Origin of the sequence: Tabrizicola soli, assembly GCF_015999335.1 — a bacterium.
GTDB classification, from domain to species: domain Bacteria; phylum Pseudomonadota; class Alphaproteobacteria; order Rhodobacterales; family Rhodobacteraceae; genus Tabrizicola; species Tabrizicola soli.
Map to the genome: position 1 here is coordinate 151770 of NZ_JAEACP010000005.1, position 22708 is coordinate 174477.

At 69.2% G+C, this 22708-nt stretch carries 22 protein-coding genes; 9 read left to right on the forward strand and 13 right to left on the reverse strand.

What is annotated here, in order from left to right; translation table 11 throughout:
- The 4 genes from I7S92_RS06125 to I7S92_RS06140 all read right to left on the reverse strand — a co-directional run bounded on the left by I7S92_RS06125 (position 1) and on the right by I7S92_RS06140 (position 3922).
- A complete protein-coding gene (locus tag I7S92_RS06125; protein WP_197642602.1) occupies positions 1-1059 on the reverse strand; it encodes an ABC transporter ATP-binding protein in 1059 nt (352 codons plus the stop codon).
- Positions 1059-1841: an ABC transporter permease gene (locus I7S92_RS06130; protein ID WP_197642603.1), complete on the reverse strand. Its 783-nt coding sequence runs from the start codon at positions 1839-1841 to the stop codon at positions 1059-1061. Before I7S92_RS06130 ends, I7S92_RS06125 begins: the two co-directional genes overlap by 1 nt.
- Complete coding sequence (locus I7S92_RS06135; protein ID WP_197642676.1) at positions 1838-2716, reverse strand: ABC transporter permease; 879 nt, start codon at positions 2714-2716, stop codon at positions 1838-1840. The genes I7S92_RS06130 and I7S92_RS06135 overlap by 4 nt, the downstream gene beginning before the upstream one ends.
- 105 nt (positions 2717-2821) lie before the next feature.
- Positions 2822-3922 carry an ABC transporter substrate-binding protein gene (locus tag I7S92_RS06140; protein WP_197642604.1) on the reverse strand — a complete coding sequence of 367 codons (1101 nt, stop codon included), beginning with the start codon at positions 3920-3922 and terminating at the stop codon, positions 2822-2824.
- Positions 3923-4166: 244 nt separating this feature from the next.
- Between I7S92_RS06140 and I7S92_RS06145 the strand changes: the two genes are divergently transcribed.
- Positions 4167-5141: a type I glyceraldehyde-3-phosphate dehydrogenase gene (locus I7S92_RS06145; RefSeq protein WP_197642605.1), complete on the forward strand. Its 975-nt coding sequence runs from the start codon at positions 4167-4169 to the stop codon at positions 5139-5141.
- Between the two features lie 47 nt (positions 5142-5188).
- Here the strand turns inward: I7S92_RS06145 and I7S92_RS06150 are convergent, their stop codons facing one another.
- Together I7S92_RS06150 and hemE are read right to left on the reverse strand one after the other, a co-directional pair.
- Entirely contained in the window at positions 5189-5965 is a 777-nt protein-coding gene (locus tag I7S92_RS06150) for a potassium channel family protein (RefSeq protein ID WP_197642606.1), read from the reverse strand.
- Positions 5966-6329: 364 nt separating this feature from the next.
- Positions 6330-7358: a uroporphyrinogen decarboxylase gene (gene hemE, locus I7S92_RS06155; RefSeq protein ID WP_197642607.1), complete on the reverse strand. Its 1029-nt coding sequence runs from the start codon at positions 7356-7358 to the stop codon at positions 6330-6332.
- Between the two features lie 92 nt (positions 7359-7450).
- Here hemE and hemC point away from each other — a divergent pair, with 92 nt between their 5' ends.
- The gene (gene hemC, locus I7S92_RS06160) at positions 7451-8389 is read left to right on the forward strand and encodes a hydroxymethylbilane synthase (RefSeq protein ID WP_197642608.1); all 939 of its coding nucleotides are present in this window, start codon (positions 7451-7453) and stop codon (positions 8387-8389) included.
- Between the two features lie 56 nt (positions 8390-8445).
- Entirely contained in the window at positions 8446-9198 is a 753-nt protein-coding gene (locus I7S92_RS06165; protein ID WP_197642609.1) for a BUD32 family EKC/KEOPS complex subunit, read from the forward strand.
- Between the two features lie 28 nt (positions 9199-9226).
- Here the strand turns inward: I7S92_RS06165 and I7S92_RS06170 are convergent, their stop codons facing one another.
- The gene (locus I7S92_RS06170) at positions 9227-11740 is read right to left on the reverse strand and encodes an ABC transporter permease (protein ID WP_197642610.1); all 2514 of its coding nucleotides are present in this window, start codon (positions 11738-11740) and stop codon (positions 9227-9229) included.
- The gene (locus I7S92_RS06175) at positions 11737-12432 is read right to left on the reverse strand and encodes an ABC transporter ATP-binding protein (protein WP_197642611.1); all 696 of its coding nucleotides are present in this window, start codon (positions 12430-12432) and stop codon (positions 11737-11739) included. Before I7S92_RS06175 ends, I7S92_RS06170 begins: the two co-directional genes overlap by 4 nt.
- Here I7S92_RS06175 and I7S92_RS06180 point away from each other — a divergent pair.
- Genes I7S92_RS06180 through I7S92_RS06195 form a run of 4 tightly spaced genes read left to right on the forward strand, consistent with a single transcriptional unit; the run spans position 12431 to position 15106 of the window.
- Complete coding sequence (locus I7S92_RS06180; protein ID WP_197642612.1) at positions 12431-13147, forward strand: arylesterase; 717 nt, start codon at positions 12431-12433, stop codon at positions 13145-13147. The genes I7S92_RS06175 and I7S92_RS06180 overlap by 2 nt on opposite strands.
- A gap of 35 nt (positions 13148-13182) precedes the next feature.
- A complete protein-coding gene (locus tag I7S92_RS06185; RefSeq protein ID WP_197642613.1) occupies positions 13183-13977 on the forward strand; it encodes a sterol desaturase family protein in 795 nt (264 codons plus the stop codon).
- Complete coding sequence (locus tag I7S92_RS06190; RefSeq protein ID WP_197642614.1) at positions 13944-14606, forward strand: ferredoxin; 663 nt, start codon at positions 13944-13946, stop codon at positions 14604-14606. Before I7S92_RS06185 ends, I7S92_RS06190 begins: the two co-directional genes overlap by 34 nt.
- A complete protein-coding gene (locus I7S92_RS06195) occupies positions 14603-15106 on the forward strand; it encodes a SixA phosphatase family protein (RefSeq protein WP_197642615.1) in 504 nt (167 codons plus the stop codon). The genes I7S92_RS06190 and I7S92_RS06195 overlap by 4 nt, the downstream gene beginning before the upstream one ends.
- A gap of 55 nt (positions 15107-15161) precedes the next feature.
- On the opposite strand, the gene I7S92_RS06200 is transcribed toward I7S92_RS06195, so the two are convergent.
- The 4 genes from I7S92_RS06200 to puuE all read right to left on the reverse strand — a co-directional run bounded on the left by I7S92_RS06200 (position 15162) and on the right by puuE (position 19540).
- Positions 15162-16646 (reverse strand): nucleobase:cation symporter-2 family protein, encoded by a 1485-nt coding sequence (locus I7S92_RS06200; RefSeq protein ID WP_197642616.1) that lies wholly within the window; start codon positions 16644-16646, stop codon positions 15162-15164.
- Between the two features lie 80 nt (positions 16647-16726).
- Positions 16727-17203: an ureidoglycolate lyase gene (locus I7S92_RS06205; protein WP_197642617.1), complete on the reverse strand. Its 477-nt coding sequence runs from the start codon at positions 17201-17203 to the stop codon at positions 16727-16729.
- Positions 17204-17285: 82 nt separating this feature from the next.
- On the reverse strand, positions 17286-18128 hold the full coding sequence (locus tag I7S92_RS06210) for a bifunctional allantoicase/(S)-ureidoglycine aminohydrolase (RefSeq protein WP_197642618.1): 843 nt from the start codon (positions 18126-18128) through the stop codon (positions 17286-17288).
- Entirely contained in the window at positions 18125-19540 is a 1416-nt protein-coding gene (puuE, locus tag I7S92_RS06215) for an allantoinase PuuE (protein ID WP_197642619.1), read from the reverse strand. The genes I7S92_RS06210 and puuE overlap by 4 nt, the downstream gene beginning before the upstream one ends.
- 139 nt (positions 19541-19679) lie before the next feature.
- On the opposite strand from puuE, the gene uraH reads away from it, so the two are divergent.
- The gene (gene uraH / locus I7S92_RS06220) at positions 19680-20033 is read left to right on the forward strand and encodes a hydroxyisourate hydrolase (RefSeq protein ID WP_197642620.1); all 354 of its coding nucleotides are present in this window, start codon (positions 19680-19682) and stop codon (positions 20031-20033) included.
- A 96-nt stretch (positions 20034-20129) separates the two neighbouring features.
- A complete protein-coding gene (locus I7S92_RS06225; RefSeq protein ID WP_197642621.1) occupies positions 20130-21626 on the forward strand; it encodes a DUF2125 domain-containing protein in 1497 nt (498 codons plus the stop codon).
- 118 nt (positions 21627-21744) lie between these two features.
- Here I7S92_RS06225 and I7S92_RS06230 read toward each other — a convergent pair whose 3' ends face one another.
- The gene (locus I7S92_RS06230) at positions 21745-22674 is read right to left on the reverse strand and encodes a LysR family transcriptional regulator (protein WP_197642622.1); all 930 of its coding nucleotides are present in this window, start codon (positions 22672-22674) and stop codon (positions 21745-21747) included.
- Positions 22675-22708 lie beyond the last annotated feature (34 nt).

Here is a 22708-nt window from a genome sequence, read left to right on the forward strand (position 1 = left end):
TCACGCCGGCAGCAGGATCGCATCCACGGCGGCAAAGCTGATCTCGGCCGCGCTGCCGACCGGCGGCGGTGGCTGGTCGGGGCGGTTGAACGTGTCCAGCGCCACGACGGACCCCTCGACCCGCGCCCGGATGCGGATGACCGAGCCCAGGAAATGCACCTCGTCGATGGTTGCGGGCAGCACGACCTCGCGTCCCTCGGCGCGGCCCAGGCTGATCGCCTCGGGGCGCAGGGCGAGCGTGACCGAAGCGCCCTCTGCCGCCGGGATCGCCTGCGCAAGGTCGAGCGCCTGTCCGGCGACGGTCACGCGTCCCGCCTCGGGGGCGACGACCCTGGCCTCCAGCATGTTCAGCGTGCCGACGAACCCCGCCACGAAGCGGGTGCTGGGCTTGTTGTAGATCTCGAACGGGGCGCCGGCCTGTTCGGCGATGCCGCCGTTCATCACCACGATCCGGTCCGAGATCGACATCGCCTCTTCCTGGTCATGCGTCACGAAGATCGTGGTGATCCCCAGCTCGCGCTGGATCTCGCGGATCTCGTTGCGCAAGGAGACGCGGACCTTGGCATCCAGCGCCGACAGCGGCTCGTCCAAGAGAAGGACGCGCGGCCGGGGGGCCAGCGCGCGCGCCAGCGCGACCCGCTGCTGCTGGCCGCCCGACAGCTGGAAGGGAAAGCGCGCGCCCAGGTCGGGCAGGCCGATCAACTGCAGCATCTCGGCCACCCTGGCGTCCCGTTCGGACCGGGAGACGCCCTTGACGCGCAGGCCGAAAGCCACGTTGTCGGCGACGGTCATGTTCGGGAACAGCGCATAGGCCTGGAACATCATCCCGATGTTGCGCTGGTTGGCGCGCTGGTCGCCGACGTCATGCCCGTCGATCCGGATCGTGCCCGAGGTCGGGGCCTCGAACCCCGCCACCATCCGCAGCACCGTGGTCTTGCCGCAGCCCGACGGCCCCAGCAGCGAGACGAACTCGCCCTTTTCGATCGCCAGGCTGAAAGCCTTGACCACGCGGTTGGCGCCGAAGGTCTTTTCCAGGTCGGTCAGCTCAAGGAAGGCCATCAGGCTTTCGCCCTTTCATGTTTCGAGAAGCGGGTGACAAGCTGGATCAGCCCCATGCAGCCCCAGGTGATGGCGAAGGCGATCACGGCCAGGGCCGGCGGCTCGTAGGCGCGGTTGGCGCCCAGAAGCTGCATGTAGGGGCCGAAGGCCGGGCGGTTCAGCAGCGCGGCCATGGTGAATTCGCCGATCACGATGGCGAGCGTCAGGAAGGCCCCCGACAGGACCGCGACCAGCACGTTCGGCAGGATGATCCGCGCCAGGATGGTGAACCAGCCCGCCCCCAGCGACTGCGCCGCCTCGGTCAGGGTGGCGACGTCGATGGTGCGCAGCCCGGTGTCCACCGCGCGGTACATGTAGGGCAGGGCCAGGGTGGCATAGCCCATGGTCAAGAGGATGTCGGTCCCGAAGGCCGAGCCGGTCAGCGGCAGGAAGGACGAGGTGTTGTAGAGCCGGATATAGCCGAAGACGATGACGATGGCCGGGATCACCAGCGGCAGGAGGGTGATGAACTCGATGATCGGCCGGGCCTGCGGCAGCTTCAGGCGCACCCAATAGGCGGTCGGCACCACGAGGAGCACGCCGAAGACGATCGTGGCGGCGGCCAGGGTCAGGGAATAGCCGAAGGTCTCCCAGAAGCGGGGGTCCTCGAAGACGCGGACATAGGCGTCGAAGGAATACTCTCCCCGCCGCATCTTCAGGCTGAACTCGGTCATCCCGATCAGCGGCAGAAGGAAGTAGAGGCAGCCCAGAAGGAAGGCCGCCCAGGCGACAAGGCGCTTCATTTCAGCCACCTCTCGGACCGGGTGCGCAAGACGATGTAGATGACATTGGCCAGCCCGGTGATCACGATCATCCCGAAGGCCAGCGCATAGCCGAGGTTCGGATTGCCCAGCACATCGCCGCGGATCTGCGCGAAAAGCTTGATCGGCACGATGTTCAGCTGCGGCCCGGTCAGGGCGAAGGCGGTGGCGACGGCGCCGAAGGAATTGGCGAACAGCAGCGCGAAGGTGCCCAGCAGCGAGGGGAACAGGATCGGCAGCGCCACCATGCGCCAGTATTGCGCCCAGGTCGCGCCCAGCACCTCGGCCGCCTCGCGCCATTCGCGCTTGAGCCCGTCCAGCGCGGGGATGATGATCAGGATCATCAGCGGGATCTGGAAGAAGAGATAGGTGACGACGAGACCCCAGAAGGACAGCAGGTTGAAGCCATAGGCGCGCAGGTTGATGCCGAACTCGGTCTTCAGCCACAGCGTGACCAGCCCGGCCGGCCCCAGCGTGGCGATGAAGGCAAAGGCCAGGGGCACGCCCGCGAAGTTCGAGGCGACGCCGGAAAAGGTGAGGAGCGGGCTGCGCAGCCGCTTCGGCAGGCCGCCGAACACCACCGCCGCCGCCATGGCGAAGCCCACCGCGCAGCCCAGGAGCGCGGTGATCAGCGACAGCTTGATCGAGGTCCAGTAGGCGTTGCGGATCGAGTCGGTGTTCAGGTCGATCAGGTTCTGCAGCGTGAAGCCGCCGTCGGGCGACTGGAAGGCCCCGATCACGATCTTCATCGTCGGCAGGATCAGGAACAGCAGCGCGAAAGCCACGAAGGGCAGGATGCCCAGCCATTCGACGGGCAGGCGCCACTTCGGACGGGCGCGCGGGCGGGCTTGTGGCATCGACGGTCGGTCCCCCTTGTCGGTCATGCCCCCGTGGCGTCTGGCGGCCAGGGTGAGCGTTCCCCGCCCCGGTGCGACCGGGACGGGGAGAAGCGTCGGATCAGATCATTCGACGTTGGCGCCGACGACCGAATCCCAGCCGCCGGTGACGGCGGCGCTGTTGGCGTTCACCTCGTCCAGCGTCGGGAAATAGGCCGCCTCATAGGCGGCGGCCGGCGGCAGGGCGTCCAGCAGGTCCTGCGGGATCTTGCCGGCGGCGGCCATCGCGTTGAAGCGCGCCGGGTGGCAGTAGCCCTTCAGCCAGCCCAGCTGACCCTCGTCGCTGTAGAGATATTCCATCCACAGCTTCGCCGCGTTCGGCTGCGGCGCATAGGCGCTGATCGCCTGGACGTAGACGCCGGCCAGGACGCCCGACTTCGGCACCACCACCTCGACCGGCGGGTTGCCGGCCAGGTCGTTCTTCCACGACAGGGCGTTGTAGTCCCAGGCGATGACGATCGGCGTCGTGCCCTGCGCCAGCGTGCCGGCCTTGCCGATGACCGGGACGAAGTTGCCCGCCGCGTTCAGCTGCTTGAAGAACTCCAGCCCGGCCTTCCCGGCCGCTTCGCCCGGGGCGGCGCCGGTGGCCATGCCCGCCGCCAGAACCGCGAGGATCGCCTGGTTCGAGGCGCGCGGATCGCCCGCCAGCGCGACCTGCCCGGCATATTCCGGCTTCAGGAGATCGGCCCAGTCCTGCGGCGCGTTCTCGACCAGGTCCTTGTTCACCATGAAGGACATGACGCCGTAATAGTCGCCGTACCAGTGGCCCTCGGCATCCTTGACCGCATCCGGGATCTCGTCCCAGGTGGCGACCTTGTGCGGCTGGGTCAGCCCCTCGGCCTTGGCCGAAGGCCCGAAGGACAGGCCCACGTCGATCACGTCGGGCGCCTGCGGACCCTTGTTGTCCTTGTTGGCCTTGATCGCCTCGACCTCGTCGGCCGAGCCCGCGTCGGGGTTCAGTTCGTTGACGGAAATCTCGGGATACTTGGCCTTGAAGCCCTCGATGACCGCGCCATAGCCGCACCAGGAATGCGGCAGGGCGATGGTGGTCAGAGTGCCTTCGGCCTTGGCAGCGGCCTCGATTTCCTCGAGCGACTGCGCGGAAACAACGCTTGCCGAAAGCATTGCGACGATACTTGCCGTTCCAAGGGCGGTCTTGAGCATCATTTGGGTCGTCCTCCTATGTTGACCGACTTCCCGTAGCCCGCGTCTCCGACAGGATTGTGACAGTTCCTGTGGGGCGGCCGGTAGCTGGCCCTCCTTTGTTACGCGGCAACCGTTTGCGTTTCCAGTCCGACGTTGGGGTCCGCCCTTCTTCGGTCCGGGGGATTGTGACGGACACAAGAGCCCGGTTGAAGCGCCGCGCGCCGCGTGGTGAGACTGCGCAGAGCACAGCGGGGGAAAACAGGCGATGCGGGTCTTCATCAACGGGTTCGGCCGGATCGGCCGGTCGGTGCTGCGGGCCTGGATGCAGGCCCCGTCGCGCTGGCCGGGGCTGGAGATCGTCGGGATCAACGACATCGCCGCGCCCGAGATGTGCGCCTATCTCTTCGAATACGACAGCGTCTTCGGCCCCTGGCGCGGGACCGTGGCGCTGGACGGCGGGGCTCTGGCGGTCGACGGCCGCCGGGTGCCGCTCTACCGGACGGGCGACCTGTCGGGCCTGGACCTTGCCGGCATGGACCTGGTGATGGAATGCACCGGCCGGGCCGAGACGCGCGAGGTGGCCGAGCGCGGCCTGAAGGCCGGGGCGGCGCGGGTGCTGGTCTCGGGCCCCTCCTCGGCGGCCGAGGCGACCGTGGTGCTCGGGGCCAACGATGCGGTGCTGGCCGGGCAGCGGATCGTCTCGAACGCCTCCTGCACGACCAATGCGCTGGCCCCGCTGGCGCGGCTGATCCACGAGAACTGGGGGATCGTCACCGGCTCGATGACGACGGTGCACTGCTACACCGGCAGCCAGCCCACGGTCGATGCCCCGGCGGCCGACTATCCGCGCAGCCGGGCGGCGGCCCTGTCGATGGTGCCGACCACGACCAGTGCCGCGCGGCTGCTGGACGGGGTGCTGCCGGCGCTTGCCGGGCGGATCGTGGCGCAGGCGGTGCGGGTGCCGGTGGCCTCGGTCTCCTGCCTGGACTTCCACCTGGTGACGGAAGCCCGGCCCACGGCCGACGAGGTCAACGCCGCCTTCCGCGCCGCCGGGGGGGTGATCGGCGCGACCGACCGGCCGCTGGTCTCGACCGACCTGCGGGCGCGGCCGGAAAGCGTGGTGATGGCCTGCCCCGAGACCAAGGTGACCGGGGCGGGGATGCTGCGGGTCTTCGGCTGGTATGACAACGAATGGGGCTTTTCCAACCGGATGCTGGACATGGCGCTGCGGATGGGGTGAGCGGATCGCCCGCGGCGGGAGAGGTCCGGACCCGAGGGGGATGCGGCTCAATCCAGCCCTTCGTCCGGGATCGCCAGCACCGTGCCGCAGGCCTTGCAATGCACGGCGTCGGCGTCATGCCGGCCGAGGCCGCAGGTCGGGCAGCGGAACTGGGCCTTGCGCGGGCGGAAGATCACCTGCACCAGCCGCAGGAAAAGGCTGATCCCGATGATCATGGTCACGACGGACAGAAGCTTGCCGGAAGTGCCCACCAGCGTGACGTCGCCATAGCCCGTGGTCGACAGCGTGGACACGGTGAAATAGAGCGCATCGACATAGTTCCCGATCCGCTCGTTGATCCCCGATTGCGTCTGGTAGACCAGCGCCGTCATCGCGAAGAGGAAGATCAGCAGGTTCAGCCCGGCCCGCAGCGCGGTCTCGTTCCGGCGGAAGCCGGGGAGGTCGTCGCGCAGCTGGGTCAGCGTTTGCGGCGAATGGAACACGCGGTAAAGCCGCAGCACCCGCAGGAAGGCCAGTCCCTCGCCCCAGATCGGGACCAGAAGGGAGAAGATCACCAGCAGGTCGGCGAGGCCCCAGAGACTGAAGATCTCGCGCGAGGGGCGGCGGGCGATCCAGAGCCGGACCATCAGGTCGGCAAGGAAGATCGCGCCGATCGAGATGTCGATCGTCGTGGTGTGCAGCCCGCGCGGCAGGAAGGAGGAGGCGACCAGCCAGGCCACGATCGCCAGGTCGAAGGCCAGGAGCGCATAGCGGAAGCGATCCCCGACCGGGCCGTGGCTCTCGTAGAGGGTGCGCAGGCGGCTGCGGAGGCTGGTTTCTGGCATCTCGCGGGTTCCACGGCGTCTGGCCCACTGTCGGGCCGAGGGGCCGGGCAGGTCAAGCGGCGTGCATTGCGGGGCGGGCCGCAAAATCCTTGAAGGAAGGATTTTGGCAAATTTCTTGAGGAAGAAATTTGGCCCTGCTGGCGACGGCGGTTGGCCTGACCCTCAATCCTTTTGGCGACTGGGCCGGCGGCATCCTTGGAGTGAAAGAGTTGGGAAGGCAGGATCTTTCCCGGGAAACGGCTGTCTGCTGGAGCGGCTGCGACGGTTGCCCCCGGCAGGGGCTTCGGGCGCGCTTGCGGCAAGGGGCCGAAATCCTTGAGGAAGGATTTTGACAAATTCCTTCCTCAAGAAATATGGCGCGACCTCAGCCGCCGCGCACCGTGTCGATCATCAGTTGCACATGCTCGGGGCTCGCCTCCGGGGTGATGCCATGGCCGAGGTTGAAGATATGCGGCCCCTTCGAGAAGGCCCGCACCACATGCCGCGTGGCGGCGACCAGGGCCTGGCCGCCGGTCACCAGATGCTCGGGCGCAAGGTTGCCCTGCACGCAGCCGTCGACCTGGACATTGGCCGCCGCCCATTCCGGGCTGACCGAATTGTCGATGGCGACGCAGTCGGCCCCGGTGCGGTGGGCAAAGCCGATATAGCCCTGCCCGGCCTCGCGCGGGAAGGCGATGACCGGGATGCCGGGGTGGCGGGCCTTCAGCGCGGCGATGATCCGCGCGGCCGGCGCCTCGGCGAAGTCGCGGAAATCCTGGCCCTTCAGGCTGCCGGCCCAGCTGTCGAAAAGCTTGACCACCTCGGCCCCGGCCTGGATCTGGGCCGAGAGATATTCGATCGTGGCCTCGGTGATCCGCTCGATCAGGGCCTCGAAGGTGGGGCGGTCCTGGGCCTTGAGGTCATGGGCGGCGGCCTGGTCCTTCGAGCCCCTGCCGCCGACCATGTAGGTGGCCACGGTCCAGGGCGCGCCGGCAAAGCCGATCAGCGTGGTTTCCCTCGGCAGTTCGCGGGCCAGGATGCGAACCGTCTCGTAGACCGGGGAGAGCGTGTCGTGGATCGCCTCGGTCGGGCGCAGGTTCGCCACCTGGGCGGGGGTGTCCGTCGTCTCCATCCGGGGGCCTTCGCCGGTCTCGAACCAGAGCTTCGGGCCAAGGGCCTGCGGCAGGAGCAGGATGTCGGCGAAGAGGATCGCCGCGTCGAAGCCGTAGCGGCGGATCGGTTGCAGCGTGACTTCGGCCGCAAGCTCGGGCGTGTAGCAGAGCGTCAGGAAATCGCCGGCCTTGGCGCGCGTCTCGCGGTATTCCGGCAGGTAGCGGCCGGCCTGGCGCATCATCCAGATCGGCGGGGTGGGCAGCACCTCGCCCTTCAGGGCGCGCAGGATCGTCTTGGTCATCGGGGCATCCTTCCAGTCGGCCCATGGGTCGGCCGTGGCGCGGGGGTTGTCAAGAGTTGTCACCCGCGCCCGACAGGGGTAAGGCTGCACCCATGCGCGATGATCTGCCCACCCCCGCCCGCCCGCTGAAGATCGGAACCCGTGGCTCTGTGCTGGCCCTGTGGCAGGCGCATGAGGTGCGGCGCTGCCTGATGGCGGCCTTCGGCCTGCCCGAGGCGGCCTTCGAGACCGTGGTGATCAAGGTCACCGGCGACCAGATCCAGGACAAGGCGCTGCGCGAGATCGGCGGCAAGGGCCTGTTCACCCGCGAGATCGAGGAGGCGCTGCTGGACGGCGGCATCGACATCGCGGTCCATTCGATGAAGGACATGCCGACGCTGCAGCCCGAGGGGCTGGTGCTGGACTGCTACCTGAAGCGGGCGGATGTGCGCGATTCCTTCGTCTCGCTGCGCCATGGCTCGATCGCCGAGCTGCCGGCGGGGGCGGTGGTGGGGTCCTCGTCCTTGCGCCGGCGGGCGCAACTGGCGCTGCGGCGGCCGGACCTCAAGCTGGTGGAGTTCCGGGGCAATGTGCAGACCCGGATGCGCAAGCTGGAGGAGCGGGTGGCGGATGCGACCTTCCTCGCCATGGCCGGGCTGACCCGGCTGGGGATGCTGGACGTGGTGCGCTCGGCCATCGAGCCCGAGGAGATGCTGCCCGCCGTCGCCCAGGGCGCGATCGGGGTCGAACGGCGGTCGGACGATGCGCGGGTGGCCGCGATGCTGGCCGCGATCCACGACCGCGACACCGGGCTGCGGCTCGCCGCGGAGCGGAGCTTCCTTTTGCGGCTGGACGGGTCCTGCGAGACGCCGATCGCCGGGCTGGCGGTGCTGGAGGGCGACCGGCTCTGGCTGCGGGGCGAGCTCCTGCGGCCGGACGGCTCGGCCTCGGTGGCGGGCGAGCGGCGGGGGCCGGCGGACGAGGGCGCGGCGATCGGTCGCGCCCTGGCCGAGGAGCTTCTAGACCGCGCCGGGCCGGGCTTCTTCGCCTAGGGTTACAAAGCTGACGGCAAGGCGTTACATGGCCCCGGTATCGCCGGAGTGGCCCCTTGCCCGACCCTGATCTGCAAGCCCATGTGCAGGCCGCCCTGGCCGAGCCCTTTCGCCGGGTGCGGAAAGTGGTGCTGCCGGACGGGCGCCGGTTCTGGCTGAAGCGGGTGGAGCGGCTCTCGGGCCGGATGCGGCTGCAGAAGGGCGATCCGGCGCGGGCCTTCGCGGCCGAGCGCGAAGGGCTGCGGGCGCTGGAAGGGGCGGGGCTGCCGGTGGCGGCGGTGGTCCTGGAGGGGCCGGACTGGATGCTGATGCCCGATGCGGGGCCGGTGCTGCCGGAGGTGGTGGCCGATCCTTCGCGGGACGAGGCCGGGAAACTGGCCGCCTTCGCGCGGGCGGGCCGCGCGCTGGGCCTTTTGCACTGGGCGGGAATGGTGCATGGCCGGCCGGCGGTGCGGGACATCTGCTGGGACGGGCAGGAGGCGCGGTTCATCGACCTTGAACGTTTCCGCCCGGCGCGGCGGGGCGGGCTGTGGCAGGCGGCGGATGTGGTGATGCTCGCGCAGACGGCCTTCACCCGCTGGCCCGGGGACGCGCGCTGGCTGGAGGCGGCGCTGGCGGGCTACGCCGGAAATGCGCCGCCGGGGGCGATGGCGCGGGTCGCGCGGCTGGCAAGGTGGTTGACGCCGCTTGGCGCGCTGGCCGGGCTGCTGGTTCGGGTGAAGCCGGAAAGCCGTGAGCTGCGGGCGGTCGGGTTGACGCTGCGGCGCCTGCGGCACGGCGAGGCGGCGATTTCCGTTCGGAAATCGTGACGGAAATCGTTCGATTTCCGCTCCCGCCTCATTCCTGGGCGCGCAGCGTGCGGGCGGGGCGGAGGGACAGCGGCCGCAGCGCGAAGACAAGGCCCGCAAGCAGGGTGGCGAGGATGCCGCCCGCAATGATGCCGAGGGCCGAGAACGGCTCGAAGCGGTAGTCCGTCTCCATCACGAAGGTCATCACCGCCCAGCCCGAGATGCCGCCCGCGATCACCGCCACCATGCCCGCGGCCGCGCCGGTCAGGGCGGAGCGCAGGGCGAAGCTGGCGAGGATCTTCCCCCGCCTGGCCCCCAGCACCTTCAGGATCGCGGCTTCGTAGATCCTTGCGCGCTCGCCGGCCGCCGCGGCGCCGACCAGGACGACGAACCCGGTCACGAGTGTCCCGGCCGCGGCCCAGGCGGTGGCGGTGGCGATGGCGGACAGCGCCTCGGTCACGCGGCCGACGGTCTCACGGATGCCGATGGCGGTGATGTTGGGCCAGGTCTTCGTCACGTCCCTCAGGATCTGCGCCTCGGCTTCCGGGGGGGCGTAGACGGTGGCGATATGGGTGTGGGGGGCACCGGCCAGGGCCGAGGGGTTCAGCGTCATCACGAAGCCCATTCCGGCATTGGAGAAGTCGACCTCGCGGAAGGAGGTGATGGTCGCGGTCAGGTCGCGGCCGAGGATGTTGACGGTCATCCTGTCGCCGAGCTTCAGGCCGATCTCCTCGGCTTCCGCGGCGGCGAAGCTGATCTGGGGCTCGCCGGCATAGTCTCTTGGCCAGAAGGTTCCGGCGGTGATCCGGGTCTTTTCGCCGGGGCTGGCGGCATAGGTGATGCCGCGGTCGCCGCGTACGACCCAGTGGTCGCCGGCGACCTCGCGCGCGGGGCGGTCGTTGATCCGGGTGATCACGCCGCGCAGCATCGGGGCGGTTTCCATCTCGGTCACGGCGGGGTTGGCCTGCATCAGCGCGCGGAAGGGGTCGATCTGGTCGGGCTGGATGTCGATGAAGAAGAAGGCGGGGGCGCGGGTCGGCAGGTCGGTGGCGATGGCCTGGCGCAGGTTCCAGTCGATCTGGCCCACCGCCGCCAGCACCGAAAGCCCGAGGCCGAGCGAGAGGACGACCGAGGTGGCGTCGGAGCGGGGCGCGCCGATGGCGGCCAGCGCCGCGCGGGTGGCGGGGCGGCCGCGGGTGAGGCGGGTGCGGGCCAGGCGCCTGGCGACGAGACGCAGCGCGCGCGCCGCGAGCGCAAGCACGAGGAGCGATCCGAGGACGCCGCCCGCTGCCCCGAGGGCAAGTTCGGGGATGCCGGAGAGCCAGGTGGCGGTGCCGATCAGGGCGACGGCGAGGAGGGCGAGGGCGGCGAGATAGCGTTTGCGGGGCCAGGCGCGGGTGCCGCTGCCGCCGCGATAGAGGGCGGCGGGGCGGATGCGCTCGGTCCGGGCGAGGGGGAGGAGGGTGAAGATCAGGGCGGAGAGGGCACCGTAGGCGGCGGCCTCGACCAGCGCGCCGGGAGCGAGGCGGATCGCGGCCGGGAAGGGGAGCGAGGCCTCGATCAGGGGCGCGGCGAGGATCGGGGCGACGGCGCCGAGGGCGAGGCCGATGGCGATGCCGAGGGCGGAGAGGATCGCGGTCTGCCAGAGATAGATGCGGAAGATCAGCCCGCCTTCCGCGCCAAGGGTCTTGAGGGTGGCGATGGTTTCCACCTTGCCGTCGAGATAGCTGCGGATCGCGGCCGAGATGCCGACCCCGCCCACCGCGAGGCCAGCGAGGCCGACGAGGACGAGGAAGCTGCCGATGCGGTCGACGAAATTCTCGACCCCCGGCGCGGCGCGGCGGCTGTCGGTCCAGCGCATCCCCTTGTCGCGGAAGGTGGATTCCGCCTCGGTCTCGAGGGTCTGCAGGTCGGCGCCGGGCGGCAGGAGCAGGCGGTAGCGGGTCTCGTACATCGAGCCTGCGGTGAGGAGGCCGGATGACGCCAGCGCCTCGGACCGGACCACGGTGCGGGGGCCGAGGGTGAAGCCGGCGGAGGCGGAGTCGGGCTCTCGGGTCAGGGCGGCGGTGAGGCGGAAGTCTTGCGTCCCGAGGCGGAAGGTGTCACCCGGTTTGAGAGAGAGGCGGTCGATCAGGACGGGGTCCATGATCGCGCCGGGGAGGCCATCGGTGTCGGCCAGCGCCTCGGCAACGGGAATCGGCGGGTCGAGCTGCGCGGAGCCGGTGAGGGGCCAGGCGCTGTCCACCGCCTTGATCTGGGTAAGGGCCTGGTCGCCGGGGGTCAGCGCCATGGAGCGGAAGTCGTAGACTTCGGAGACCTTGGTGGCGATCCGCTGCATATAGGCGCGTTCTTCCGTGTCGGCGCTGCGCCAGGTGAAGCGCATCTCGGCATCGCCGCCGAGGATCACCGCGCCCTGATCGGCGAGGCCCTGCTGGATTCCGGCGCGAAGGGTGCCGACGGCGGCGATGGCGGCGACGCCAAGGGCGAGGCAGGCGAGAAAGACGCGGAAGCCGCGAAGGCCGCCGCGAAGCTCGCGCCGGGCGATGGTGAGAGAGAGGCTCATTCGGCGGCTTTCGCGTGGGTCTCGGGCGCGAGGCGGCCGTCGGCGAGGCGGATGATCCGGTCGCAGCGCGCGGCCAGCTCCGGCGCGTGGGTGACCAGGACCAGCGTCGCGCCGTGGCGGTCGCGAAGGGAGAAGAGCAGGTCCATGATCGCCTGGCCGTTGACGCCGTCGAGATTGCCGGTGGGCTCGTCCGCCAGAAGGATTGCGGGACGCGGCGCGGCAGCGCGGGCCAGGGCGACGCGCTGCTGTTCGCCGCCGGACATCTGGCTGGGATAGTGATGCATCCGGTTGCCCAGGCCCATGGCGGCAAGCTCGGCCTCGGCGCGGGGGAAGGCGTCCGATGCGCCCGCCAGTTCCAGCGGCAGGGCGACGTTCTCCAGCGCGGTCATCGTCGGAATGAGGTGGAAGGATTGGAACACAACCCCCATATTCCCCCGGCGGAAGCGGGCGAGCGCGTCCTCGTCCATCGCGGTCAGGTCCTGCCCCAGGGCAAGCACGCGGCCTGCGGTGGCGCGCTCCAGCCCGCCCATGAGCATGAGGAGCGACGACTTGCCCGACCCCGATGGCCCGATGAGCCCGACCGTCTCGCCCTTGTGGACGGTCAGCGTGATGCCCTTCAGGATTTCCACCGGCCCGGCATTGCCCGCGAGGGTGAGGCGCGCGTCGGTGAGCGCGAGGATGTCGTCGGCCATGAAACGGTCCCTCGGGGCAATGGTTGCAAAGGGATATGGCGCGGGGCGGGGGCTGCGCAATGGGCTGGCGGTCACGTTGTTGACGGCCGGGCTTGCCTCGGCCGAGCCGGTGACGCTGGTGGCGCTGGGCGACAGCCTGACGGCGGGGTTCGGGCTGGCGGACCCTGCGCAGGGTCTCGTGCCGCAGCTGGAAGGCTGGCTGAAGGCGCGCGGGCATGAGGTGGTGGTGCAGAATGCGGGCGTTTCGGGCGACACGACGGCGGGGGGCCTTGCGCGGGTCGGCTGGGCGCTGGGGCCGGATGCGGACGGGGTGATCGTCACGCTGGGCGGGAACGATCTGTTGCGCGGGATCGACCCGGCGGCCTCGAAGGCCAACCTGGAGGGCATCCTGAAGGAGGCCGGGGCTCGGAAGCTGCCGGTGCTGCTGGTGGCGATGACGGCGCCGGGGAACTTCGGGCCGGAGTACAAGGCGGCGTTCGATGCGATGTATGGCGATCTGGCGGGCCGGTATGGCGCGCTTCTGGCCGAGGACTTCTTCGCCGGGTTGCGGGCGGCGGGGGCGGATCCTGCGGACCCGGCTTCGATGGCGGCCTACATGCAGGCGGACGGGCTGCATCCGGGCCCCGAGGGGGTGCGGCTGATCGTCGAGGGGCTGGGGCCGAAGGTCGAGGAATTGCTGGCGGAGATCCGGGCGGGGGGCGCGCAGGACCCTTGAACAAGGCCTGGCAGGTTCCTTGCGGGGAGGTGGCGGTGGAGCATGAGGTTCTCTGGCGGGTCGGGGTGTTCCTCGCGGTGCTTCTGGCGCTTGCGGGGCTGGAGCGGCTGGCCCCGCGACGGCCGCCGCTGCAGCCGAAGGCGCGGCGCTGGGCGACGAACCTCGGACTGGTGGTGATCGACACGCTGACGCTCCGGGCGCTGGCGCTGGCGCTGCCGATCCTGGCGGTCGCGGCGGCGCTGGATGCGGGGCGGCTGGGCTGGGGCCTGTTCAATGCGCTTGGCTGGCCTGCCTGGCTGGAGGTCGTGCTGGCGATGCTGATCCTGGACCTTGCGATCTGGACGCAGCATCTGGTGACGCACAAGGTGCCGATCCTGTGGCGCTTTCACCGGGTGCACCATGCCGACCGCGATTTCGACGTGACGACGGCCCTGCGCTTCCACCCGGTCGAGATCGCGGGCTCGGCGATGCTCAAGGCCGGGCTGGTCTATCTGCTTGGTCCCTCGGCGCTGGCGGTGGTGCTGTTCGAGATCGCGCTGAACGCCACGGCGATGTTCAACCATGCGAATCTGCGCCTGCCCCCCTGGCTGGACCGGGTGGTGCGGCTGGTGTTGGTGACGCCGGACATGCACCGGGTGCACCATTCGGTCCACCGTGAGGAGCATGACAGCAATTACGGCTTTGCCCTGTCGCTTTGGGACAGGCTCTTCGGGACCCATGTGCCAGAACCGAAGGCAGGGCAGGACGGCATGGTGGTGGGGCTGGAATGGCAGGACGACAGGACGATGCGGCTGGGATGGGTGCTGGGGCTGCCCTTCTTCCGGCGCTAGAGGCGCGGCTGGCCGAGGAGCGGCTGGAGGTGCTGGGCGGCTTTGCCGTCGCCGGGGACGAGGCGGGTTTTCCGCCGGGCACGCGGACGCTGCTGCTTCTGGGGCCGAGGGAGCCTGAGTTCTGGGCACATCTGACGGCGGCGCCGGAATGGGACGGCGCGCCCGATCCGGTGGACCGCTGGTCGCGGCGGGTGATCGGGCGGATCGCCTGCGACCTGGGGGCCAAGGCGCTGTTTCCCTTCGGCGGGCCGCCCTATCATCCGTTCTACCAATGGGCGCTGCGCACGGGGCGGGCCTGGGACAGTCCGGTGCGGCTTTTGGTCCATGCCGGGCAGGGGCTGATGGTCAGCTTTCGCGGCGCGCTGGCGCTGCGCGAGGCGGTGCCGGTGCCGCCTCCGGTCGCGAAGCCCTGCGGGACCTGCCCGGCCCCCTGCCTGAGCGCCTGCCCGGCCGGCGCGCTGGGTGCTGCGGGCTATGACGTGCCCGCGTGCCATGCTTTTCTGGACCGGCCCGAGGGGGCGGAATGCATGACTGGCGGCTGCCTGGTGCGCCGCGCTTGCCCGCTGTCGCAAAGCTATGCAAGACTGCCGGAACAGTCGGCCTATCACATGGGAAAGTTTCACAAATGAAGCGGTTGATCCTGACGCGGCACGCGAAATCCTCGTGGGACGATCCGATGATGCCCGACCACGACCGCCCGCTGAACGAGCGCGGCAAGGCGGCGGCGGCGGATCTGGGGCAATGGCTGGCCAGCCGCGACTATATCCCCGGCGAGGTGCTGTGCTCGGACGCGCTGCGCACGCGCAAGACCTTTTCCGGCATTGCCCCGGCGCTGCCCGGAACCCCGGTGCTGGAGCTGAAGCCCGTGCTTTACCATGCCGGGCCGGATGTGATGATGGCGGTCCTGCGCCATGCGACGGCGGATGTGGTGATGATGATCGGCCACAATCCCGGCATCGCCGAATTCGCCCAGCGGCTGGTGGCGCATCCGCCCGCGACGCCGGACTTCCAGCGCTATCCGACCGGGGCAACGCTGGTGGTCGATTTCGACGCGCCGGACTGGGCCTCGGTCGGCTTCGGCTCGGGCGTGGCGGCGGATTTCGTCGTCCCGCGCGAGATCGTGGCCTGAGGACATTGCCGCCGGAAGCGGAGCTGTGGCCGGGGGACTCCCCCGGCCCCTTCCGTCAGTGATCGGCGAGCGCGGCGGCCGATTTCGCCTCTGCGACCGAGCCCTGCGTGCCGTTGAAGAAGGCGTTCAGGATCACCGCCGCGATCGAGGCGAGCAGGATGCCCGATTCGATCAGCGGGTGGATCTCGTGCGGCATCCACTGCTTGAAGTTCGGCGCGACCAGCGGGATCATCCCCATGCCAAGGCTGACCGCGACGATGAACAGGTTGTTGCGGCGGCCGAAATCGACGCCGGCCAGGATGCGGATCCCGGTCGCGGCGACCATGCCGAACATCACCAGCCCCGCGCCGCCCAGCACCATGGTGGGGATCGATTCGACCAGCGCGCCCATCTTCGGCACCAGCCCCAGCACGATCAGGATCGCGCCCCCCGCGACGCAGACGAAGCGCGAGCGGACGCCGGTCACGCCGACGAGGCCGACGTTCTGGCTGAACGAGGTATAGGGGAAGGTGTTGAAGATGCCGCCGATCAGCGTGCCGAGGCCGTCGGTCCTGAGGCCCGCCGAGAGCATCGGCTGGGTCACCGGCTTGCCGGTCATGTCGCCGAGCGCGAGGAACATGCCGGTCGATTCGATCATCACCACGATCATCACCAGCACCATGGTCACGATCATCACCAGGTCGAAGGTCGGCATCCCGAAGTGGAAGGGCGTGATCATCCCGAACCAGGCGGCATCCGCCACCTTGGCGAAGGTCATCTTGCCCAGGGCGACCGCGATCATCGCGCCGATCACGATGCCGAGGAGCACCGAGATGTTGCACAGGAACCCCTTGGCATAGCGCGCGATCAGCAGGATCGAGACCAGGACCACGGTCGAGACCGCGACATTGCCGAGGGGGGCGTAGGCCTCGTTCGGCAGGGTCGCGGCGGCGGAGAATTTCGCGGGCAACTCGGGCAGGCCGGAGATCGTGCCGGCGGCGGCTCCCTCGGTCACGGCCTTCAGCCATTCGGCATGGGCCGGGTCGACGACCATCGGCGCGGTCGGGCCGACCGGGTTGCCGAAGATCCAGTTGATGCCGATCCGCATCAGGCTGACGCCGATCACCAGGATGATCGTGCCGGTCACCACCGGCGGGAAGAAGCGCAGCATGCGGCTGACGAAGGGGGCGATGAGGATCGAGATGATCCCGGCCGCGATGATCGCGCCGAAGATCGCCCGCGCGCCCTCGGGCCCGCCGCTCGCATTGGCCATGGCCACCATCGGGCCCACGGCGGCGAAGGTGACGCCCATCATCACCGGCAGCCTGATCCCGAACCATTGCGTCGCGCCAAGCGACTGGATCAGCGTGACCAGGCCGCAGACGAAAAGGTCGGCGGAAATCAGGAAGGCCACGTCGGCGGGCTCCAGCTTCAGGGCGCGGCCGACGATCAGCGGCACCGCGACGGCGCCGGCATACATGACAAGGACATGCTGGAGGCCAAGCGTGAATAGCTTGGGCGGGGCCAGAACCTCGTCCACGGGGTGGACCTGCTGGGTCATTCGTTCACTACCTTTCCCTCGGGGCTTTCTGTTCGCGCCGTCTGCACATCGCCCCGGGATGTGCTCCGGTTAAGGACCCCTCAGGGGGCCAGGACCGTCCAGGCCTGGCTGTAACGGTATTCTTCCAGGTTCGGGGTGCTGCCGATCCGGTCCACGACGGCGAACCGGCCGGGCGCGGAGAGCGGGGTGAGGACGCCGTGCCAGGTGCCGCGATGCAGGTTGATGCCCTGGGTGCCGTCGGTCAGGAAGGCCAGCGGGACCGCCTCCGGGCCGGGGGCGACGATGACGAGGAACGGGTGTTCCGTCATCGGCAGGAAGGCCTGGGAGCCTTCGGGGTGGCGCTCGATCAGGTCGAAGCTGTAGGGCAGGGCGCGGGGTTCGGCCAGGAAGATCGAGATGCCGGCGCGGCCCTCGGGTCCGAAGTCCAGCGCCGCGCGGTCGTGGTGGCGGCGGCAGAGGCCCGCGTTGATCAGGCGGTGCGCGCCGGTTGCGTCGAGCAGGTCGCCGAAGGGGGCGAAGGCCTCGGGCGTCAGGGGGGCGGGGCGGATGGACCTCATCGGCCGCTCCTCGTCGGTCTTCGACCGCTCGTCGCAGGGCGGGCGGCCAGCGAGGAGTGCCGAAGGCGCAGGCGCGCGGCGCTCATCGGGCGGGACCGAAGGCGCCGGGGCCGCGCAGCCTGGCGTGGCGGTTGACGTCCTTGTAGAGGAGATAGCGGAAGCGGCCGGGTCCGGCGGCATAGCAGGCCTGCGGGCAATAGGCGCGCAGCCACATGAAGTCGCCGGCCTCGACCTCGACCCAGTCCTGGTTCAGCTTGTAGACGGCCTTGCCCTCGAGCACGTAGAGGCCGTGTTCCATGACATGCGTCTCCTCGAAGGGGATCACGCCGCCGGGCTGGAAGGTGACGATGTTGACATGCGCGTCGTGGCGGATGTCCTCGGGTTCGACGAAGCGGGTGGTGCCCCAGCGTTCGCCGGTGTCGGGCATCCAGCGGACGGGGACGTCGCGTTCGTTGATGACGAAGGCTTCGGGCGCGGGGGTGCCGGGGGCGGGTTCGTAGATCTTGCGCAGCCAGTGGAAGCGGGCGGGTTGGGTGCCCTCGGCCAGGAGGGTCCAGCGCGATCCGGCGGGGATATAGGCGTAGGAGCCGTCCTCCATCTCGTAGCCGGTGCCGTCGATGGTGAGGGTGGCGAGGCCGCCGGTGAAGAAGAGCCAGGCTTCTGCGCCCGTCTCGGGATCGGGGGCGTCGGAGCCGCCGCCGGGCTGGACCTCCATCACATACTGGCTGAAGGTTTCCGCGAAGCCCGACATGGGCCGCGCGATCAGCCAGAGCTTCGTCCGGGTCCAGCCGGGCAGGCAACTGGTGACGATGTCGGAGAAGCAGCCCTTGGGGATGAAGGCATAGGCGGTGGTGAAGACCGCGCGCTGGGTCATGAGCGCGGTCTGCGGCGGCAGGCCGCCGGGCGGGGCGTAGTAGCCGGTCATGGCAGTTGATCCTTCAGGCGAAGCTCGGCGATGCGTTCCACCTGTTTGCAGGCAGTGGCGAATTCCGTGGCGGTGTCGTTGTCGATGCGGGTCTGGAAGGCCTTGAGGATCGAGGCCTTGCTGTTGTCGCGGACGGCGATGATGAAGGGGAAGCCGTGCTTGCGCACATACTCCTCGTTCAGCCGCTGGAAGCGGCTTCGCTCCTCGTCGGTCAGCGCGTCCAGCGCGGCGGAGGCCTGTTCGGCGGTGGACTCGGGCGTCAGCCGTCTGGCCGCCGCCAGCTTGCCCGCAAGGTCGGGATGGGCCTTCAGGACGCCGAGGCGTTCCTCGGGCGTGGCCGAGCGGAAGATGCGGGCCAGCGCGTTGTGCAGGCCCGTGGCGCTGTCATGCGCGGGGCCGAGCTCCAGATCGAAGGCGCGCTCGGCGATCCAGGGGGAATGTTCGAAAATGGAGCCGAAGCGGGTGACGAAGCGTTCGCGCGGCATCTGCGACGGCCGCTCGAACCGCTTGTGCGGATGGGTTTTTCTCCAGTGCTCGGCAATCTCGATCCGGCGCGGGAACCAGACGCCGTCATGCGATTTCGCATGGTCGAGGAAGCGTTTCAGCCCGGCGATCTTGCCGGGGCGGCCGATCAGGCGGCAGTGCAGGCCGATCGAGAACATCTTGGCCGCACCCGCCTCGCCTTCGGCATAGAGCGTGTCGAAACTGTCCCTCAGATACTGGAAGAACTGCTCGCCGGTGATGTAGCCCGGCGCGGTGGCGAAGCGCATGTCGTTGGCTTCCAGCGTATAGGGGATCACCAGCTGGTCGTGGTCGCCATATTCGCGCCAATAGGGCAGGTCGTCGTCGTAGGTGTCGGAAATCCAGGCCAGCCGCCGGGTCTCGGCGGTCAGCTGGACGGTGTTCATGCTGCACCGCCCGGTATACCAGCCCTGCGGGGCCTCGCCCACCACCTCCTCGTGCAGGCGGAAGGACTCGGCGATCTGGCGGGCCTCCTCCTCGGGGGCCATGTCGCGGTGGTCGACCCATTTCAGGCCGTGGCTGGCGATCTCCCACCCGGCGGCCTTCATCGCGGCGACCTGCTCGGGGTTGCGGGCAAGCGCCGAGGTCACGCCGTAGATCGTGACGGGAATCTCCATCCCGGTGAACAGCCGGTGCAGGCGCCAGAACCCGGCGCGGGCGCCGTAGTCGTAGATCGACTCCATGTTCCAATGCCGCATCCCCGGCCAGGGCGCGGCCCCGGCGATGTCGCTGAGGAAGGCCTCGGACTGGGCGTCGCCGTGCAGAAGGTTGTTCTCGCCGCCCTCCTCGTAGTTCAGGACGATGGAAACGGCGATCTTTGCGCCGCCGGGCCAGCGGGCATCGGGGGGCGTGGGGCCGTGGCCACGGAAATCTCGGGGATAGCGGTTCAAGGTCGGTCTCCTTCGCGGGAAGGTTAGGCCAGGAGGGGCGAAGATATTTTCAGGATTTCACGAAAGGTCATATGTGCGCAATGCAGGGTCGCGGGGGCGGGGGTTTCGTGGTCAGATGCAGGCAAATCGGGGGGGTGTCATGGGGCGCTTGTCGACGCATGTGCTGGATACCGCGCGGGGAAAGCCTGCCGCGGGCGTGGTGATCCTGCTTTACCGGCTGGAGGACACCGGACGGAGCCTCTTGCGCGAGGTCGTCACCAACGCCGATGGACGGACCGACGGCCCGCTGCTGGAGGGGGCGGCGCTGGCGGCGGGGAGCTACGAGCTTCTGTTCCGGGCGGGCGATTATCTGCGCGCCAGCGGGCAGGCGGGCGGGGACGTGCTGTTCCTGGACGAGATTCCGATCCGCTTCGGGGTGCCCGATGCCGGCCAGCATTACCATGTGCCGCTTTTGATCTCTCCCTTCGGTTATTCGACCTATCGCGGGTCCTGACACAAGCGTTATGATGGTCGTGAAACCGCCACTTGCGAAGGGCGGCGAGAGGGTATTTTGTGCAGCCGTCCATTGCAGGGGTTAAGGAGAAACCGCATGTTTCGTATGACGTCTTATTTGGTGGCGCCGGCTGCCGTCTTCCTGATGGGAAGCACCGCCTCGTTCGCGCTGACGGCGGACCAGGTGTGGCAGTCGTGGAAGGACGCGGGCGCCTCGGCCGGGCTGGAGGTGAAGGCCGCGACCGAGAACAATTCCGGCGGCGTGCTGACGCTGAACGGCGTCTCCATCGCTCCGGCCGGAGAATCGGGGATCACCATCTCGGACATGACCCTGACCGAGGCCGCCGACGGTTCGGTCAGCATCGCGCCGGGTGCGAATATCGGGCTGGAGCTCGCGGGCGAGACCAAGGGCTCGGTCAAGGTGACGCATGACGGGCTGACGCTTGTCGCGCGCGAGGCCGACGGCGGCCTGGCCTACGACTATGGCGCGGCGAAGCTGGACCTCGTCTATGACGCCACCTCCCCGGGCGTGTCGCTGGACGGCTCGCCCGCGCCGGAAGTGAAGAATTCCGGCACGGTCGGGCTTGCGGGCCTGTCGGGGACCTATTCCGACACCCCCGGCGCCAACCGCGCCTTCGGGCTGGACATGAAGGCCGAGACGCTGGCCTATTCGACCAGCATGGACGACCCGTCGCTGGAGATGAAGCAGACCAGCACCAGCACCACCGCCGCGGTGGAGATGGCCTTCGACCTGGTGCTGCCGACCTCGATGTCGGCGGCGGGCGGCATGGCGCCGGACTTCGCCACCGCGCTGAACGAGGGGCTTTCGGTCACCTTCGCCAGCAAGCAGGGCGAGACCAGCGGCACGATGAACCAGGAAAGCCCCTACATGCCGATGAACCTGACCATCAAGGCGGGTGGCGGCGAGGCTTCGGGCCTGTTCAACAAGGACAGCCTGTCGCTCAAGTCGGCCGGCTCGGGGCTGGAGATCGAGGGCACCTCGGGCATGATGCCGGCGCCGGTCAAGGTGACCTCGGGGCCGATCGAATTCGGGCTGAGCATGCCGGTGACGGCCGCCGAGGCCGCGGGCGACTATTCCTTCCTGGTCAAGCTGAGCCAGTTCAGCCTGAACGAGGAGACCTGGGCGCTGTTCGACCCGCAGGGCGCGCTGAAGCGTGACGCGGCGGATCTGGTGATCGACCTGTCGGGCAAGACCAGGATCGACCTGCCGGCGATGATCGCCGCGGAAGAGACCGGGGTCGAGCCGCCGGTGCCGCAGCCGGAAAGCCTGAACATCAACGAGGTCCTGCTGAAGGTCGCAGGCGCGGCCCTGACCGGGACCGGGGCCTTCACCTTCGACAACTCGATGGGCTTCCCGGCGCCGCTGGGCGAGGCGAACGTGACCGTGACCGGCGCCAATGCGCTGATCGACGGGCTGATCGCGACCGGGCTGATCACCGAGGACGATGCGATGGGCGCCCGGATGATGATGGGCATGTTCATGGTGCCCTCGGGCGACGATGCGCTGACCTCGAAGATCGAGGCCAAGGAGGGGATGCAGATCCTGGTGAACGGGCAGCCGCTGCCGATGTGATCCCGGATCGGGGCTTTGGGAAGGGCGGGGCTTTCGGGTCCCGCCCTTCTTCATGCCGGGAGGGCGGATCGCCTACCTTACGGGGCCGCAGATCCGGTGCCGGGGCAGGGTGGATGAGTCACCCACCTTGTGCGGGAAGACTGGCGCGGCGGAGGTCCTCGCGGATCTGGTTGGCCATGAAATCGGTGAAAAGCTGCACCTTGGGGTCCTTCAGCCGCCGGTGCTGGCTCAGCGCCGAAAGCTGCACCGGCAGCGGCGGCGTGGCGGCCGCGACCGGGACCAGCCGGCCCGTCCGCAGATGCTCGGCCACTTCGAACAGCGGTTTCAGCACGATCCCGTGCCCGTCCAGCGCCCAGCCGGTCAGCACGTCGCCGTCGTCGCTCTCGAACGGGCCCGAGATCTCGAACCGGCGCGGGCCCTCCGGGGTGAGGAGGGTCCATTGGAACTCTTTCGCGCCGGGGAAGCGCAGGTTCAGGCAGTCGTGCCGGTCATGGACCAGCGCCGCCCCGTCGGCCGGCATCCCCCGCCGCGCGACATAGGCGGGGGCGGCGCACAGCAGGCGCGGGCAGTCGGCGATGGTGCGGACCTTCAGCGTCGAATCCTCCAGCAGCCCGAGGTGGAAGGAGACGTCGATCCCCTCGGCCACCACGTCGATGCCGCGGTCCGACAGGCGCAGGCGCACGTCGATCTGGGGGTAAAGCTCCTTGAAGGACGGCACCCTTGGCGCGATCAGCCGCCGCCCGATTCCCAGCGGCGCCGCCACGAAGATCGTGCCGCGCGGGTTCTGCGTCAGGTCCATCACCGCGGCCTCGGCCTCGTCGATCGCCTCCAGCACCCGGCGCGCGCCGTCATAGAAGATGCGGCCGTTTTCCGTGGCTTGCAGGCTGCGCGTGGTGCGGGCGAAGAGCCTTACGCCGAGATGTTTCTCCAGTTCCGAAATCCGCGCCGAGGCGACCGCCGGCGAGGTCCGCTGGTCGCGGGCGGCGGCGGACATGCTGCCCAGTTCGTAGACGCGGACGAACATGCGGATATTGTTCACATAGGACATGCGGGGGCCATTTTTCGGCACGGCTTGAAAGTGA